A 13,046-nucleotide genomic window follows, 5' to 3' on the forward strand; every position below is an offset into this window, starting at 1 on the left:
AGACATGCAGGTTCTCGTCCGCGACAACAATGTCGACCAGGCTTTGCGCGTTCTGAAGAAGAAGATGCAGCGCGAGGGTATTTTCCGCGAGATGAAGCAGCGGAAGTCCTTCGAGAAGCCGTCGGAGCGGAAGAACCGCGAGAAGGCCGAGGCCATTCGCCGCGCCCGCAAGGCCGCCCGCAAGCAGGCCCAGCGCGACGGCCTCATCGCCGCCCCGAAGCCGAAGCCGCGCCCGGACCGCAAGCCGAAGTTCGGCGCCTCGCCGGGCCCGCTCGCCGCTCCGCCCGCCGCCGACACCGGCACGCGCTGAGCCGCAGCCTCCTCTGCGCTCCGCCGACGACAAAGGGCCCTCGCGGGCCCTTTTTTCGTGCCCTGATCCCGGCCGGTTCAGCGGAACAGCCGCTCACCCTGCTCGTCGACGATCTGCCGGCCCTTGGCCAGCGAGAAGGTCACCGCGTCCTCCATCGAGGCGTGGCGGTCGGCGCGGATGAACGTGTGCTCCTTCGGCACGCCGTCCACCGTCTTGGTGATGGTGCCCGCCGTCTGGAACTGCCCCTCGTTGCGGAACGGCGCGGCGGTGATGGTGAAGCCCTTGTGCTCCAGCGAGGCGGCGGGCGCCTCCTCCTGCGGGGCGGCGGACGAGCCCCAGCCGAACAGCGATTTCAGAAAGGACATGGTGCGCCTCGCCTCGCGCGGGCCCTGCGCCCGCGGCCTCCTTGATAGCCTCTCCCGCGCGCCGGGGAAACGACCGGTCGCGGTGCATCCCCTCGCCTGCGGAACATCGGCGGGCGCCGCCGGTTCATACCGGGTTCACCGTTCCGGCCTCAGTGTCCGGAGCGCCGGAGCCCGCGACGCGGCGCACCGGCACGAGAAAGGATACCCCATGGCCTTCGGTCTCAGACGGCTGCTTCCCCTTGCCGGCACCCTGATCGTCGGGCTCGGCGCAACGGCGGCGAGTGCCCAGGATGCGGTGACCACCGGCGCCGTCAACATGCGCGCGGGCCCCGGCACGCAGTACGAGCGCATCACCACCCTTCCCGCCGGCGCCCCGGTCGACGTCGCGGATTGCACCGGCTCCTGGTGCCGCGTCGTCTATCGCGGCCTGACCGGCTATGTCGCCCGCAGCCTCCTCGACGAGGACGGCGGCGTGGTCGAGGCGCCCCCGCGCGTCTATGTCGAGCCGCCGCCAGTCTATGTCGAGCCGCCCTATTTCTACGGGTCTCCCGGCTACTACGGCCCCTACCGGCCCGGCTTTCGTCCGCCCTATCGTCCCGGTCGTCCCGACTGGCGTCCGCCCACGCGGCCCGACAGGCCTGACTGGCGTCCGCCCACGCGGCCTGACAGGCCCGACTGGCGCCCCCCGGGCCGTCCTCGTCCGGGCTGGGATGGCGGCGGTCCGCGCCCCGGCGGCTGGGGCACGGGCGGAGCCGGTCGTCCCGGCATGGGCTCGCCCGGCGGCGGGGGCCCGCGCCCCGGCATGAGCGGCGGTGGCGGCGGTCCCCGGCCCGGAATGACCTCGCCGGGTGGCGGTGGTCCGCGCCCGGGCATGGGCGGCGGTGGCGGCGGTCCGCGTCCCGGCTTCGGTGGCGGCGGTCGTCCCGGCGGCGGCCCGGGCCGCCCCGACCGGAACTGATCCGGCCAGACATGATCTCTGCGGCGGCGGGCTTCGGCCCGCCGTTTTGCGTTCTGCCGAGGCCTTACTTCTCCTGCAGGGCGAGCCGCGCGCCGAGGGCCACGAAGGCGCCGGCGAAGATCCGTCGCATCCAGGCCATGACCGCCGGCCGGGAGATCACCTTCTCCCGCATCGCGGCGGCGAAGAGGCCGTAGACGGCGAAGACCACGAAGGTCATCGCCATGAACACGCCCGACAGTTCCAGCATGCGCTGCAGCGGAGCCGCCTCGCCCGCCGGGATGAACTGGGGCAGGAAGGCGACGAAGAAGATCGACAGCTTGGGGTTCAGCACGTTGATGGCGATGCCGTCGAGGATCACTCGCCAAGAGGAACGCCGGTCGTCGGCGGCCTCCACCTTCAACGCGCCGTCCTCGCGCAGCGTCTGCCAGGCCATCCAGAGCAGATAGGCGACGCCGGCATATTTGACCGCATTGTAGGCGAGCGCGCTGGTGTGCAGCAGCGCGGCAAGGCCCAGCATCGCGGCCACCAGATGCGGCACGATGCCGAGCGTGCAGGCGAAGGCGGCGAGCACGCTCGCCCGGGAGCCGCGCGAAAGGCCGGCCGCCAGCGTGTAGATGACGCCCGTGCCGGGCGAGGCCACGATGATCAGGGTGGTCAGCAGGAATTCGAGGGACATGGGCGCACTCCGCGGCATCGGCCACGATCAGGCCCGAGCCGCCCGCCCCTTGGCAAGCCAGGAACCGCCTTGATCCAAAACTTAGGTATTGACCTAAGTGTTAGCGCTGGGTAGCCTCCTCCCATGAACGCAGCGCCCGCCCGCCTCGACGACACGTTCCGCGCCCTCGCCGACCCGACCCGCCGGGCGGTGGTGGAGGCGCTGGGCCGCGGCCCGGCCTCGGTCAGTGACCTCGCCCGCCCCTTCTCCATGGCCCTGCCGAGCTTCCTCCAGCACCTCAAGCTGCTTGAGGAGTGCGGCCTCGTCGCCACGGAGAAGCGCGGCCGGGTGCGCACCTGCCGGCTGAAGCCGGAACCGCTCGCCGCGGCGGAACACTGGCTCGAGGCGCAGCGCAGCCTGTGGACCTGCCGCCTCGACCAGCTCGACGCCCTGCTCGCCACACTGAAGGACGAGCCGCGCGACGGGTCCGCCTGATCACCTTCCCCCCAACAAGCAGCCGAGGAGACATGCCCATGACCCCCGAACCCCATTTCGTCTTCGATCCCGCCCTCGACCTGGAGCTCCGCCGCGAGGTGGACGTGCCGCCGCAGCTCGTCTGGCGCGCCTGGACCGAGCCTGCGCTGCTGATGAAGTGGTTCACGCCCGCTCCCTGGCGCACGACGCTCTGCGAGCTGGACGTCCGCCCCGGTGGCGGGTTCCGCACGGTGATGGAGGGGCCGAACGGGGAGAAGCACGACAGCACCGGCTGCGTGCTTCACGTGATCCCGGAAAGGCTGTTCGTCTTCACCGACGCCCTCGGCCCGGGCTTCCGCCCCACGGGGAGCGCCTTCATGACCGGGGTGATTTCCATCGAGGCGACGGCGAAGGGCACGCTCTACACCGCCCGGGCCCTCCACAAGGACCCCGAGGCGAAGAAGCAGCACGACGACATGGGCTTCCATTCGGGCTGGGGCACGGCGCTCGATCAGCTGGTCGCGCTGGTGAAGGGGATGTGAGGTCAGCAGGCGGCGACGAGGTCGGCGACACGGGGGTCGTCGTCCCCGATCGCGTCGACGATCATGAATGCGTACCGCGCGACCGGATAGCCGATGACCTGGTCACGGGAGACGGCACGGGCGGCGAGGTCCTTGAATTTCTCAAGCCCGGGAGCCGCATCCACGACCATGAAGCTGTTAGCGGCGCGCCGGAACAGCATGCTGAGCAGGAAGCGGTCGTCGGGCGTGGTGCCATCGCCCCATTCGCCCATGACCAGATCGATTCCGGCATCGTGTCCGGGGTCCCCCACCGTCCATCGGCAATAGTAGACGGCAACTGCGCCTCCGTTATCGTGATGGATCTCACCCCAGATCGTCCGGGACAGCCGTCCGCAGCACGGGCAGTCGAAGGTCGACTGCCCTCGGGCGGTGGCGTGGATCGGGCGGGGCTCTGCCATGGCAACCTCACGGGAGAGACCGCGAGTTCACGCCGAGGCGACAGACAATACAACCTCAGGATGAATCCTGACGAGGCTGGTTGCACTTACCCCTTCCGCTCGTCGTCGTCCGTGTCGGCGTGGAAGACGTGCAGCACGTGCTGGACGATGGGCGAGAGCACCACGCCCGTGGCAAGGACGATGACCAGCCCGGAGAAGATGGCGTAGGTGCCGGCGAAGAGCTTGCCGCCATCGGTCTTGAGCTCTGTCACAGGGCCCATGCCGGAGAGGATCATCGCGGCGTTGAGGTAGGAATCGCGCCAGCCCATGCCCTCGAAGCCGGAATAGCCGGCCATGCCCACGGTGAGGCCGAAGAGCATCAGGCAGAACCAGATGGCGATGGAGCGGCCGAGGCGTCCCCAGAGCGGCGAGTTCCGCGGCACCCGGAAGAGGGAACGCGAACGGCGGCCCGATGAGCCGCCGTTGTCTGTTCTGCCATGATCCGCCGCGTGTTCCGTCATGTCGACGTTCCTCGCAGGCAGGCTTTCGGCGTCAGTTGTCGAGGAAGCTGCGCAGCTTCCTGGACCGGCTCGGATGCTTCAGCTTCCTCAGCGCCTTGGCCTCGATCTGGCGGATGCGCTCGCGGGTCACCGAGAACTGCTGGCCGACCTCTTCGAGCGTGTGGTCGGTGTTCATGCCGATGCCGAAGCGCATGCGCAGCACGCGCTCCTCGCGCGGCGTGAGCGATGCCAGCACGCGCGTCGTCGTCTCGCGCAGATTGCTCTGGATCGCCGCGTCGATGGGGAGGATGGCGTTCTTGTCCTCGATGAAGTCGCCGAGGTGTGAATCCTCCTCGTCGCCGATCGGCGTCTCGAGGGAGATCGGCTCCTTGGCGATCTTCAGGACCTTGCGCACCTTCTCCAGCGGCATGCCGAGCTTCTCGGCGAGCTCCTCCGGGGTCGGCTCGCGGCCGATCTCGTGCAACATCTGCCGCGACGTGCGGACGATCTTGTTGATCGTCTCGATCATGTGCACGGGGATGCGGATGGTGCGGGCCTGGTCGGCGATCGAGCGGGTGATCGCCTGGCGGATCCACCAGGTGGCATAGGTCGAGAACTTGTAGCCGCGGCGGTACTCGAACTTGTCGACCGCCTTCATCAGGCCGATGTTCCCCTCCTGGATGAGGTCGAGGAACTGCAGGCCGCGGTTCGTGTACTTTTTGGCGATGGAGATGACGAGGCGGAGGTTCGCCTCCACCATTTCCTTCTTGGCCTGACGGGCCTCGCGCTCGCCCTTCTGCACCATCTGGACGATCTTGCGGAACTCGCCGATTTCCAGCGCCGTCTCGGTCGCCAGCGCCTGGATCTCGGCGCGGATCTCCTTCACCGTCTCCTTCTCCTCGGCGACGAAGCTCTTCCAGCCGCGCGCACCGAGAGAGGCCACGCGCCGGATCCAGTTCGGATCGAGCTCGGAGCCCTGATATTCCTTCAGGAAGGACATGCGGTCGACGCCGTAGCTCTCGGCGAGACGCAGGAGGCGCCCCTCATAGCCCACGAGCCGCTTGTTGATGTCGTAGAGCTGCTCGACCAGCGCCTCGATGCGCGCCGAATTGAGCGACAGCGACTTCACGTGGTCGACCAGGTCCTCGCGCAGCTTCTTGGCGCGGCGCTCCTGGCTCGGCGACAGCTTGGTGTCGTTCAGCCGGTTCTCGACGTTCTGGTCCTGCAGGCGGCGCAGCTTCTTGTACTCGTCGGCGATGGTGTCGAAGATCTCGAGCACCTTCGGCTTCAGCTCCGCCTCCATGGCGGCGAGCGACACGGCGTTCTCCATGTCGTCCTCGTCCAGGTCGCCCTCGGCGCCCGGCGGCAGGCCTTCGCCGTCGCCTTCGGCCTGGGGGGCGATCGGCGCCTCGCCTTCGGTCACCATCGGCGCGTTCTTCGCGTCGGGGCCCGCATAGGTGGCCTCGAGGTCGATGATGTCCCGCAGGTAGATCTTGCCCTCGTTGAGCTCGTCCCGCCAGATGATGATGGCCTGGAAGGTCAGCGGGCTCTCGCAGAGGCCGGCGATCATGGCCTCGCGGCCGGCCTCGATGCGCTTGGCGATGGCGATCTCGCCCTCGCGGGAGAGCAGCTCCACCGAGCCCATTTCGCGCAGATACATGCGCACGGGGTCGTCGGTGCGGTCCAGCGGCTCGGAGGCGCGCTCGGACTTCACCACGGCGCGCGGAGAGGCCTCCTGCAGCTCGCCGTCCGGCTCGTCGGCCTCGGCCTGCTCCTCTCCCTCACCGTCCTCGGCGGCATCGTCGTTGTCGACGACGTTGATGCCCATTTCCGAGAGCATGGCGTTCATGTCCTCGATCTGGTCCGAGGTGAACGAGGCCGCAGGCATCACGGCATTGATTTCGTCGATGGTCACATAGCCGCGCTTCTTGGCACGCTTGATCATCGCCCGGACGCCGGCGTCGGAGAGGTCCAGGAGCGGGCCGTCCGGGCCTTCCGTCTCCTGATCCGCACCTTCCGGTTTCTCGGTTGCCTTGGTTGCCATCTAGACCGTCCATCGCTCACGAACCGCAAGCGGCCCGCATGACGCGCCGGCGACGGGTTCAAGGCCCGCCTCAACGCCAAAAAAGGGGCTGCGCTCGCTCTCTAGCGCGCCCCCGTCAATTCCGACATCCCCGCCCTAAGGCCCTCACCCTTAAGACGTGGTGAACCATGACCTGCCGCCCCGTTGCCGCGGCGCGGTCCTGATCCGTTCGTTCTGCCGACACAAGTCAAGCGCTGCGACCTCCCCGCCCGGATTGCGCGCCGAAACCCTCCACCAGGGCCTCGGTCCCCACGAGCTCCGCCTCCCGCCGCTTGGCGTCCAGGAGCCAGTGTTCGTTTGCTTCGGTCGGGTCGTCGCCGAAGGCTCGCTCGGCATCCCGGATTTCCTTAATTAGCGCTTGCTTCTTGCGATGCAAGGCCAAGAGCTGGCCGAACGTCACCTCGACGTCGCTTTTTGCCGCCCCCGGCATGGCGCCCCAGACCGCCCCCGTCGACACCGAGGCGCGGACCTGATCGACCAACGCCCCGTGCCCGTCCGCCGCCAGCGCCGTGCGATAGGCCTCCTCCTCCCCCTCGACGCCCTGGGCGTGGACGTCGAGCAAGGCCGCCTTCAGCGTCTCCGCCTGCGGGTGGCGCAGGTCCAGGGCGGCGATGTCCTCCTCCTGCCCGTCGATCAGCCAGGGATGGTTGAGGAGGGCCGTGAGGATCAGCGCTTCGCGCATCGGCAGGGCGGCGCGCGGCCCCCTGACCAGCGCGCTGGAGGCGAGCGCCGGCGAAGGCCGGTGGTCCGGCACGGCGAAGGGCGAGAAACCGCGCCCGCCGCCCCTGGCACCGCCCCCCTGCCCGCCGCCGCGCCGTTCGCGCTGCATCGGCCGGAACAGGTCCGAGAGCCGGCCGAACACGTCGTCGCGGTAATGCCGGCGCACGTTCTCGTCGCCGATCGTCGACACCACCTCGGCGAAGCGGGCTTCCAGCGCCGCGCGCTTCTCCGGCGTGCCGAAGACGCCGGCCTCGGTCTCGCGCTGCCACAGCATGCTCGCCAGCGGCTGGGCCTGCGCCAGCACCGCGTCCATCGCCTCGCGGCCGGAGGAGCGGATGAGGTCGTCCGGGTCCTGGCCCTCGGGGAGGGCGGCGAAGAGCAGGCTGCGGCCGGGCTTCAGCAGCGGCAGGGCGATGTCGATGGCACGGTAGGCGGCGCGCCGGCCCGCCTTGTCGCCGTCGAAGAGCAGCACCGGCTCCGGCGCCATCTTCCACAACAGGTCGAGCTGGCCCTCGGTCAGCGCCGTTCCGAGCGGGGCGACCGTCTCGCCGAAGCCGGCCATCACCATGGCGATGACGTCGACATAGCCCTCGACGGCGATGACGCGGCCGCTCTTGTGCGCGGCCTCGCGCGCGGAAAAGGCGTTGTAGAGCAGCGACCCCTTGTGGAAGAGGTCGGTCTCCGGCGAGTTCAGATATTTCGCCGGCACGTCCTTTTCCAGCGCCCGGCCGCCGAAGGCCACCACCCGGCCGCGCAGGTCGGTGATGGGGAACATGACGCGGTCGCGGAACCGGTCGTAGGGCACGGGAATGTCGTCGCCGTGCACCAGCAGCCCCGTCGCGATCATGTCGGCGACGGAGACACCCTTGGCGCCGAGATGCTCCTTCAGGGCGAAGCGCGCGCCGGGCGCATAGCCCATGCGGAACTTCACCTGGGTCGGCGCGCGCAGCTCGCGGCCGGCGAGGTAGCCGCGGGCCTTGGCGCCGGCGCGGTCCTGCAACTGTGCCTCGAAGAACTTCGCCGCGAGCTCCATGACGTCGTAGAGGGTCTTGGCCTTCTCGGCGCGCTGCACCTCCTCCACCGAGACCTTCGGCAGGGCGAGGCCCGCCTCCCCCGCCAGCCGCTCCACGGCCTCGGGGAAGCTCACCCCTTCCGTCTCCATCAGGAAGCGGAACTGGTCGCCGTGCTTGCCGGAGGAGAAGCAGTGGTAGAAGCCCTTCTGGTCGTTGACGTAGAAGGACGGCGTCTTCTCGGCGTTGAAGGGCGACAGGCCGCGCCACTCGCGGCCCTGCTTCTTCAGCTTGACGCGCTTTCCCACCACCTCCGACACCGGGAGGCGTTGCCGGATCTCGTCCAGGAACGATGGGGGGAAGCGCATGGGGGATGCCATAGCACTTTAGCGGCGACGTTCGAAGCGGCCTTTGTGAGCCGCCTGGCGGCTTGGCTCAGTCCTGCGACCAGCGGTCGGCCGCCGCGTCGTCGACGTCCTTGGCGGCGACCCAGCCGCCCTCCCCGCCCGTCTCCTCGAACTTCCAGAACGGCGCCCGCGTCTTCAGGAAATCCATGATGAACTCCGCGGCGGCGAAGGCGGCCTGCCGGTGCTCCGACAGCGCCACCACCAGCACGATGTTGTCGCCCGGCTCCATGCGGCCGTAGCGATGGACCACCAGGACGTCGGCCAGCGGCCAGCGGCCACGTGCCTCCTCCTCGATCCGCTGCAACTCGGCGAGCGCCATCGCCTCGTAGGTCTCGAGCGTCATCGCCCCGACGGTGTCCGAGCCGGTCCGGCCACGGCACAGGCCGGTAAAGGTCGCGACGGCGCCGACGTCGACGCGCCCGGCCGTCAGCCGCTTCACCTCGGCGCCGAGGTCGAAATCCTCGCGCTGGACCCTGACCGTCATGGGGCACCCGCTGCCTGGAGCGGCGCCGGTCGCCAGTCCATGCCGACATGGCCGGGAAGCGCGGCGATCCGCCCCGTCCAGTCGCGCACCGCCGGGAACAGCGCGAGGTCGAGGTCAGCCTCGTGGGCGAGATGGGTGTTGGCGTAGAGCGCGAGGTCCGCCAGCGTCAGGCGGTGGCCGGCGATGTAGGGCGTCGTCGCCAGTTGCGTCTCCATGCGCGACAGCGCCGCCTCCGCCCGCTCCATCCAGTCGTCGATGAGGTCGCGCTTCAGCTCGCGCCCGCCCGGCACCAGCGACATCCAGAAGCGCGCCTCGCCGATGGAGGGGTGATGGGCGTTCTGCTCGAAGAACAGCCATTGCATCATCACGGCGCGCTCGACCTTGTCATAGGGCACGAAATCCGTCCCCTCGCCGAGATACATGAGGATGGCGTTGGATTCGACAAGGACGGTCGTGGCGCCGAGCTGGACCACGGGGACGCGCCCGAGAGGGTTCATCGCCAGGAAGGTGGGCGTGCGCGTGTCGCCACGCAGGATGTCCACGTCCTTCAGCACGAAAGGCAGCCCGAGATGCGCCAGGAGAAGGCGCACCTTGTAGCAATTGGCGGACCGCTGCATGGCGTGGAGGACGAGGGTCATACGTTCGTTATAGCGAACGCAGCGGGATTGTCAGCCGCCGGGACGCCGGGCCGCGGCCGGCTCGCAGGAGAGCGCCGGCAGGTCGAGATATCGCATCCGTTTCATCTCCCGCCGTCCGCCCGACACGGCGTCGACGACGAGGCCGCAGACCAGCATGAGGAAGGCCAGTTGCATCACCGCCGCCGACAGGATGGCGGTGGGAAAGCGCGGCACCAGGCCGGTCTCGAGATAGGTCTGGACGATGGGCGCGGCGAGGCCGAGGCTCGCGAGGGCCAGCACGCCGGCGATCAGGCCGTAGAAACGCAGCGGCTGCACCGCACGGTACATGTTGACCAGCGTCCAGAGGATGCGGGCGCCGTCCCGGTAGGTCTTCAGCTTGGAATGCGAGTTCTCCGGGCGCTTGCCGTAGGGCAGCGGCACCTCGCCGGTGCGCAGCTTCAGATCGATGGCGTGGACGGTGAGCTCGGCCTCGATCTCGAAGCCGGAAGACGAGGCGGGGAAGGACTTGGCGAAGCGGCGCGAGAAGACCCGGTAGCCGGAGAAGATGTCCTTGAAGGGCGAGCCGAACATCGCGGTCGTGATGCGGTTGAACAGGGCGTTGCCGAAGCGGTGGCCGCGCCGGTAGGCCGCCTCCTCGCTGTCGACGCGCGCGCCGACCACCATGTCGAGCTGGTCGCGGAGGAGCAGGTCGACGAGGCCGGGCGCCGCCGTCGGGTCATAGGTCATGTCGCCGTCGGCCATGACGTAGATGTCGGCGTCGACGTCGGCGAACATGCGCCTGACGACGTTGCCCTTGCCCTGGAACGGCTCGTGGCGGACCACGGCGCCGGCGGCGCCCGCGGCCTCCGCCGTGCCGTCGGTGGAGTTGTTGTCGTAGACGTAGACGGTCGCCTCGGGCAGCGCGGCACGAAAGGCGCCGACCGTGGCGGCGATCGTCGCCGCCTCGTTGTAGCAGGGCAGCAGGACGGCGACGGAGGGCCGTGCCGCCTCGACCGCGAGACGGCGGGCGAGATCGTCGATGAGGGCGCGGGCCGGGCTGCCCGCGGCGGGGGCGGCGGAGGCGGGGGAGCGGGACGCGCGCTTCTGCGGTTCAGCCACGGGCGGGGCTCCAGCGGGCGGAGAGGCGGAGGAGGTCGGCGCCGAGCGCCCGATGGGCGAGGACGCCGAAGAACAGGGCCATGACCAGGACGCCGATCGGGATGCCGGTCACCATCATGCCCGGCCGGGCGACGAGCGGCAGCAGCCAGACCCCGGCGAGGAGGCTCTTCTCGTAAGGGCCGAAGCCCTTTTCCGCGCCGTGGGCGGCGGTGAAGGCCACGGCGACCGCGAGGATCGTCATGTCGTAGTCGAGGCAATAGGGCGTCGCGAGCAGCGCGCCGGTGGCGGTCATGGCGGCGAGCAGGCGGTGGTCGGCCCGCCGCAAGGCGGCGAGCGCCAGGGTCGCGACGACGAGCCCGGTGACGGCGAACTGCGCGCCGTAGGCGAGCGGCAGCGGCGCGCCGAAGGACCGCAGGGCCGAGAAGGTCGACTGGATCTTGGCCCAGCCGGTGATGCCCTGTTCGAGAATGACCTCGCGGGTGAAGACGGCGCCCTTCAGGAACGCCGTCCAGACCTCCGGGCCGAGCCAGAGCGTGACGCCCGCGGCCATGGCGAGGACCGTGGCGCCCGCCGCGACAACGGCCCGGACATGCCAGCCGAGCACCATGGCGACCGGCAGCACGAGGCCGAACTGCGGCTTGTAGGCGAGGAGGCCGATGCAGATTCCGGCGACGACCGGGCGGGTCGGCAGGAGAAGCAGGCCGAAGCCGAGCAGGCCGGCGGTGAGGAAGGCGTTGTGGCCGTGCCCCAGCGTGACGAAGACGGCCGGGAAGCCGACGGCGACGGCCAGCAGCGCCCGGTGCGGCGGGGCGATGGCCCTCACCGCCGCGAGATAGAGCGCGAAGGTCGAGGCCTGCCAGGCGATCAGGGCCGGCACATAGGGCACGGACCCCATCAGCGCCGCGACCGCGAGGAAGAAGGGCGGATAGTGCCAGCCGTAGACGTCGACATCGGGGTTGGCGAAGACCTGCCGCTGGAAGGCGAAGTGAGTTTCCGGATCGAACAGACCGAGCGGGTCGCCGCCGAGCAGCATCCGCCCCGCCGTCCACATGCCCGAGAAATCGGTCGCGATCGGCCGGCCGAACCGGTCCGTCATCGGCCCACCGGTCGTCCAGATGAAGGCGAGCGAGACGGCGCCGAACAGCGCGATCATCAGCGCATAGACGCGTGCGCGCTCTTCGGTAAGCCAGTCGCCGCTGCGGAGGGAGGCCAGCATGAATGCCCCGGTTGCAAGACCGGGGCACCATCGCAGCAAGGCGCTAAGACATGGTTAGCCGGCCGGGGCTTCAACCAGAGGGCTGGATGTTGGCGGCGCGGATGATCTCGGCCCAGGTCTGCATCTCCTGGGCGTGATAGGGCCGGAACGCCGCGGGGTCGCGCGCCGTGATGGTGAAGCCGAGCTTGGTGATCGCCTCCACCACCGGCGGCTTGGCGAGCGAGGCGAGGATCTCCTTCGACAGGCGGTCGAGGGCCGGCTGCGGCGTCGCCACGGGCGCAAAGAAGCCCGTCCAGCTCTCGGCATCGGCATTGGTCACGCCCTGCTCGCGCAGCGTCGCGACCTCGGGAAGCTGCGGATTGCGCTTCGGCGAGCCGATGGCGATGGCGCGCAGCGTGCCGGCCTGGATCTGGGTGAAGACGCTGGCCATGGTGGAGTTGGCGACGTCGATGCGGTTGCCGACGATGTCCTGCACCAGCGGCGCGGCGCCGCGATAGGGCACGTGGGTCATCTTGATGCCGGTGCGCACCATGAAGAGCTCGGTGGACAGGTGCGAGCCCGAGCCGACGCCGGTCGAGCCGTAATTGAGCTCGCCGGGCTTGGACTTGGCCAGCGCGATCAGCTCAGGGATCGTCTTCACCGGCAGGTCGTTCTTGACGACGAAGATGTGTTCGAAGGCGCCCGCCCCCGCCAGCGGCGCGAAGTCCTTCACCGCGTCGTAGCCGGGCTCCTTCATCAGGAACATGTTGTTCCCGTGGGTCTGGTTGTTGCCGAAGGTGATCGTGTGGCCGTCCGCATCGGCCCGGGCGACCTGCCGCGTACCGATGGCGCCCGAGGCGCCGCCGACGTTCTCCACCACCACCTGCTGGCCGAGGCTCGTCGACAGATCCTGGGCCACGATGCGGGCGATGCCGTCGGTCGGGCCGCCGGCCGGATAGGCGACGACGAGCCGGATCGGCCGGCTCGGCGCCCAGGTCTGGGCCGAGGCGGAACGGACGATCGCCGGCGCCGCGCCGAGCGCGCCGAGGCCGAGGACGACGACGCGTCGCGAGGTCTTGGGGATGGTGGTCACGGGGTCCCTCCGGGATGATGGCTTCTATGAATGTTTTTCGCTTGTTCGCCCCCTGCGGCGCGACTAAACGTCCCGCCGGAACGCCGAGGCGCCGCGGA

General features: G+C 69.6%; 15 protein-coding genes. 4 read left to right on the forward strand and 11 right to left on the reverse strand.

What is annotated here, in order from left to right:
* Positions 1-4 precede the first annotated feature (4 nt).
* Positions 5-310 (forward strand): 30S ribosomal protein S21, encoded by a 306-nt coding sequence (gene rpsU / locus C6569_RS11535; RefSeq protein WP_106748986.1) that lies wholly within the window; start codon positions 5-7, stop codon positions 308-310.
* A 77-nt stretch (positions 311-387) separates the two neighbouring features.
* Here the strand turns inward: rpsU and C6569_RS11540 are convergent, their stop codons facing one another.
* On the reverse strand, positions 388-675 hold the full coding sequence (locus tag C6569_RS11540; RefSeq protein ID WP_106748987.1) for an HlyU family transcriptional regulator: 288 nt from the start codon (positions 673-675) through the stop codon (positions 388-390).
* Positions 676-883: 208 nt separating this feature from the next.
* Here C6569_RS11540 and C6569_RS11545 point away from each other — a divergent pair, with 208 nt between their 5' ends.
* The gene (locus C6569_RS11545; RefSeq protein WP_106748988.1) at positions 884-1,633 is read left to right on the forward strand and encodes an SH3 domain-containing protein; all 750 of its coding nucleotides are present in this window, start codon (positions 884-886) and stop codon (positions 1,631-1,633) included.
* Positions 1,634-1,697: 64 nt separating this feature from the next.
* Here the strand turns inward: C6569_RS11545 and C6569_RS11550 are convergent, their stop codons facing one another.
* The gene (locus C6569_RS11550; protein ID WP_106748989.1) at positions 1,698-2,309 is read right to left on the reverse strand and encodes a LysE family translocator; all 612 of its coding nucleotides are present in this window, start codon (positions 2,307-2,309) and stop codon (positions 1,698-1,700) included.
* Positions 2,310-2,432: 123 nt separating this feature from the next.
* Between C6569_RS11550 and C6569_RS11555 the strand changes: the two genes are divergently transcribed.
* The gene (locus C6569_RS11555; RefSeq protein WP_106748990.1) at positions 2,433-2,783 is read left to right on the forward strand and encodes an ArsR/SmtB family transcription factor; all 351 of its coding nucleotides are present in this window, start codon (positions 2,433-2,435) and stop codon (positions 2,781-2,783) included.
* Between the two features lie 38 nt (positions 2,784-2,821).
* Entirely contained in the window at positions 2,822-3,304 is a 483-nt protein-coding gene (locus C6569_RS11560) for an SRPBCC family protein (RefSeq protein ID WP_106748991.1), read from the forward strand.
* Positions 3,305-3,306: 2 nt separating this feature from the next.
* On the opposite strand, the gene C6569_RS21700 is transcribed toward C6569_RS11560, so the two are convergent.
* From C6569_RS21700 to C6569_RS11605, 9 genes are all read right to left on the reverse strand, one after another.
* Complete coding sequence (locus C6569_RS21700) at positions 3,307-3,741, reverse strand: hypothetical protein (RefSeq protein WP_146144786.1); 435 nt, start codon at positions 3,739-3,741, stop codon at positions 3,307-3,309.
* A gap of 86 nt (positions 3,742-3,827) precedes the next feature.
* Positions 3,828-4,241, reverse strand: a complete 414-nt coding sequence (locus C6569_RS11570; protein ID WP_106748993.1) for a hypothetical protein — start codon at positions 4,239-4,241, stop codon at positions 3,828-3,830.
* A gap of 31 nt (positions 4,242-4,272) precedes the next feature.
* Positions 4,273-6,264 (reverse strand): RNA polymerase sigma factor RpoD, encoded by a 1,992-nt coding sequence (rpoD, locus tag C6569_RS11575; protein WP_106748994.1) that lies wholly within the window; start codon positions 6,262-6,264, stop codon positions 4,273-4,275.
* 226 nt (positions 6,265-6,490) lie between these two features.
* Entirely contained in the window at positions 6,491-8,401 is a 1,911-nt protein-coding gene (gene dnaG / locus C6569_RS11580; protein ID WP_106748995.1) for a DNA primase, read from the reverse strand.
* A 67-nt stretch (positions 8,402-8,468) separates the two neighbouring features.
* Positions 8,469-8,924 (reverse strand): molybdenum cofactor biosynthesis protein MoaE, encoded by a 456-nt coding sequence (locus tag C6569_RS11585; RefSeq protein ID WP_106748996.1) that lies wholly within the window; start codon positions 8,922-8,924, stop codon positions 8,469-8,471.
* Positions 8,921-9,562 (reverse strand): glutathione S-transferase family protein, encoded by a 642-nt coding sequence (locus C6569_RS11590; protein ID WP_106748997.1) that lies wholly within the window; start codon positions 9,560-9,562, stop codon positions 8,921-8,923. Before C6569_RS11590 ends, C6569_RS11585 begins: the two co-directional genes overlap by 4 nt.
* Positions 9,563-9,592: 30 nt before the next feature.
* On the reverse strand, positions 9,593-10,582 hold the full coding sequence (locus C6569_RS11595) for a glycosyltransferase family 2 protein (RefSeq protein ID WP_106751009.1): 990 nt from the start codon (positions 10,580-10,582) through the stop codon (positions 9,593-9,595).
* A gap of 70 nt (positions 10,583-10,652) precedes the next feature.
* On the reverse strand, positions 10,653-11,876 hold the full coding sequence (locus tag C6569_RS11600) for a glycosyltransferase family 87 protein (protein WP_106748998.1): 1,224 nt from the start codon (positions 11,874-11,876) through the stop codon (positions 10,653-10,655).
* A gap of 70 nt (positions 11,877-11,946) precedes the next feature.
* Entirely contained in the window at positions 11,947-12,948 is a 1,002-nt protein-coding gene (locus tag C6569_RS11605) for a Bug family tripartite tricarboxylate transporter substrate binding protein (protein ID WP_106748999.1), read from the reverse strand.
* Positions 12,949-13,046: the final 98 nt, after the last annotated feature.

Source organism: Phreatobacter cathodiphilus, assembly GCF_003008515.1.
Taxonomy (GTDB): domain Bacteria; phylum Pseudomonadota; class Alphaproteobacteria; order Rhizobiales; family Phreatobacteraceae; genus Phreatobacter; species Phreatobacter cathodiphilus.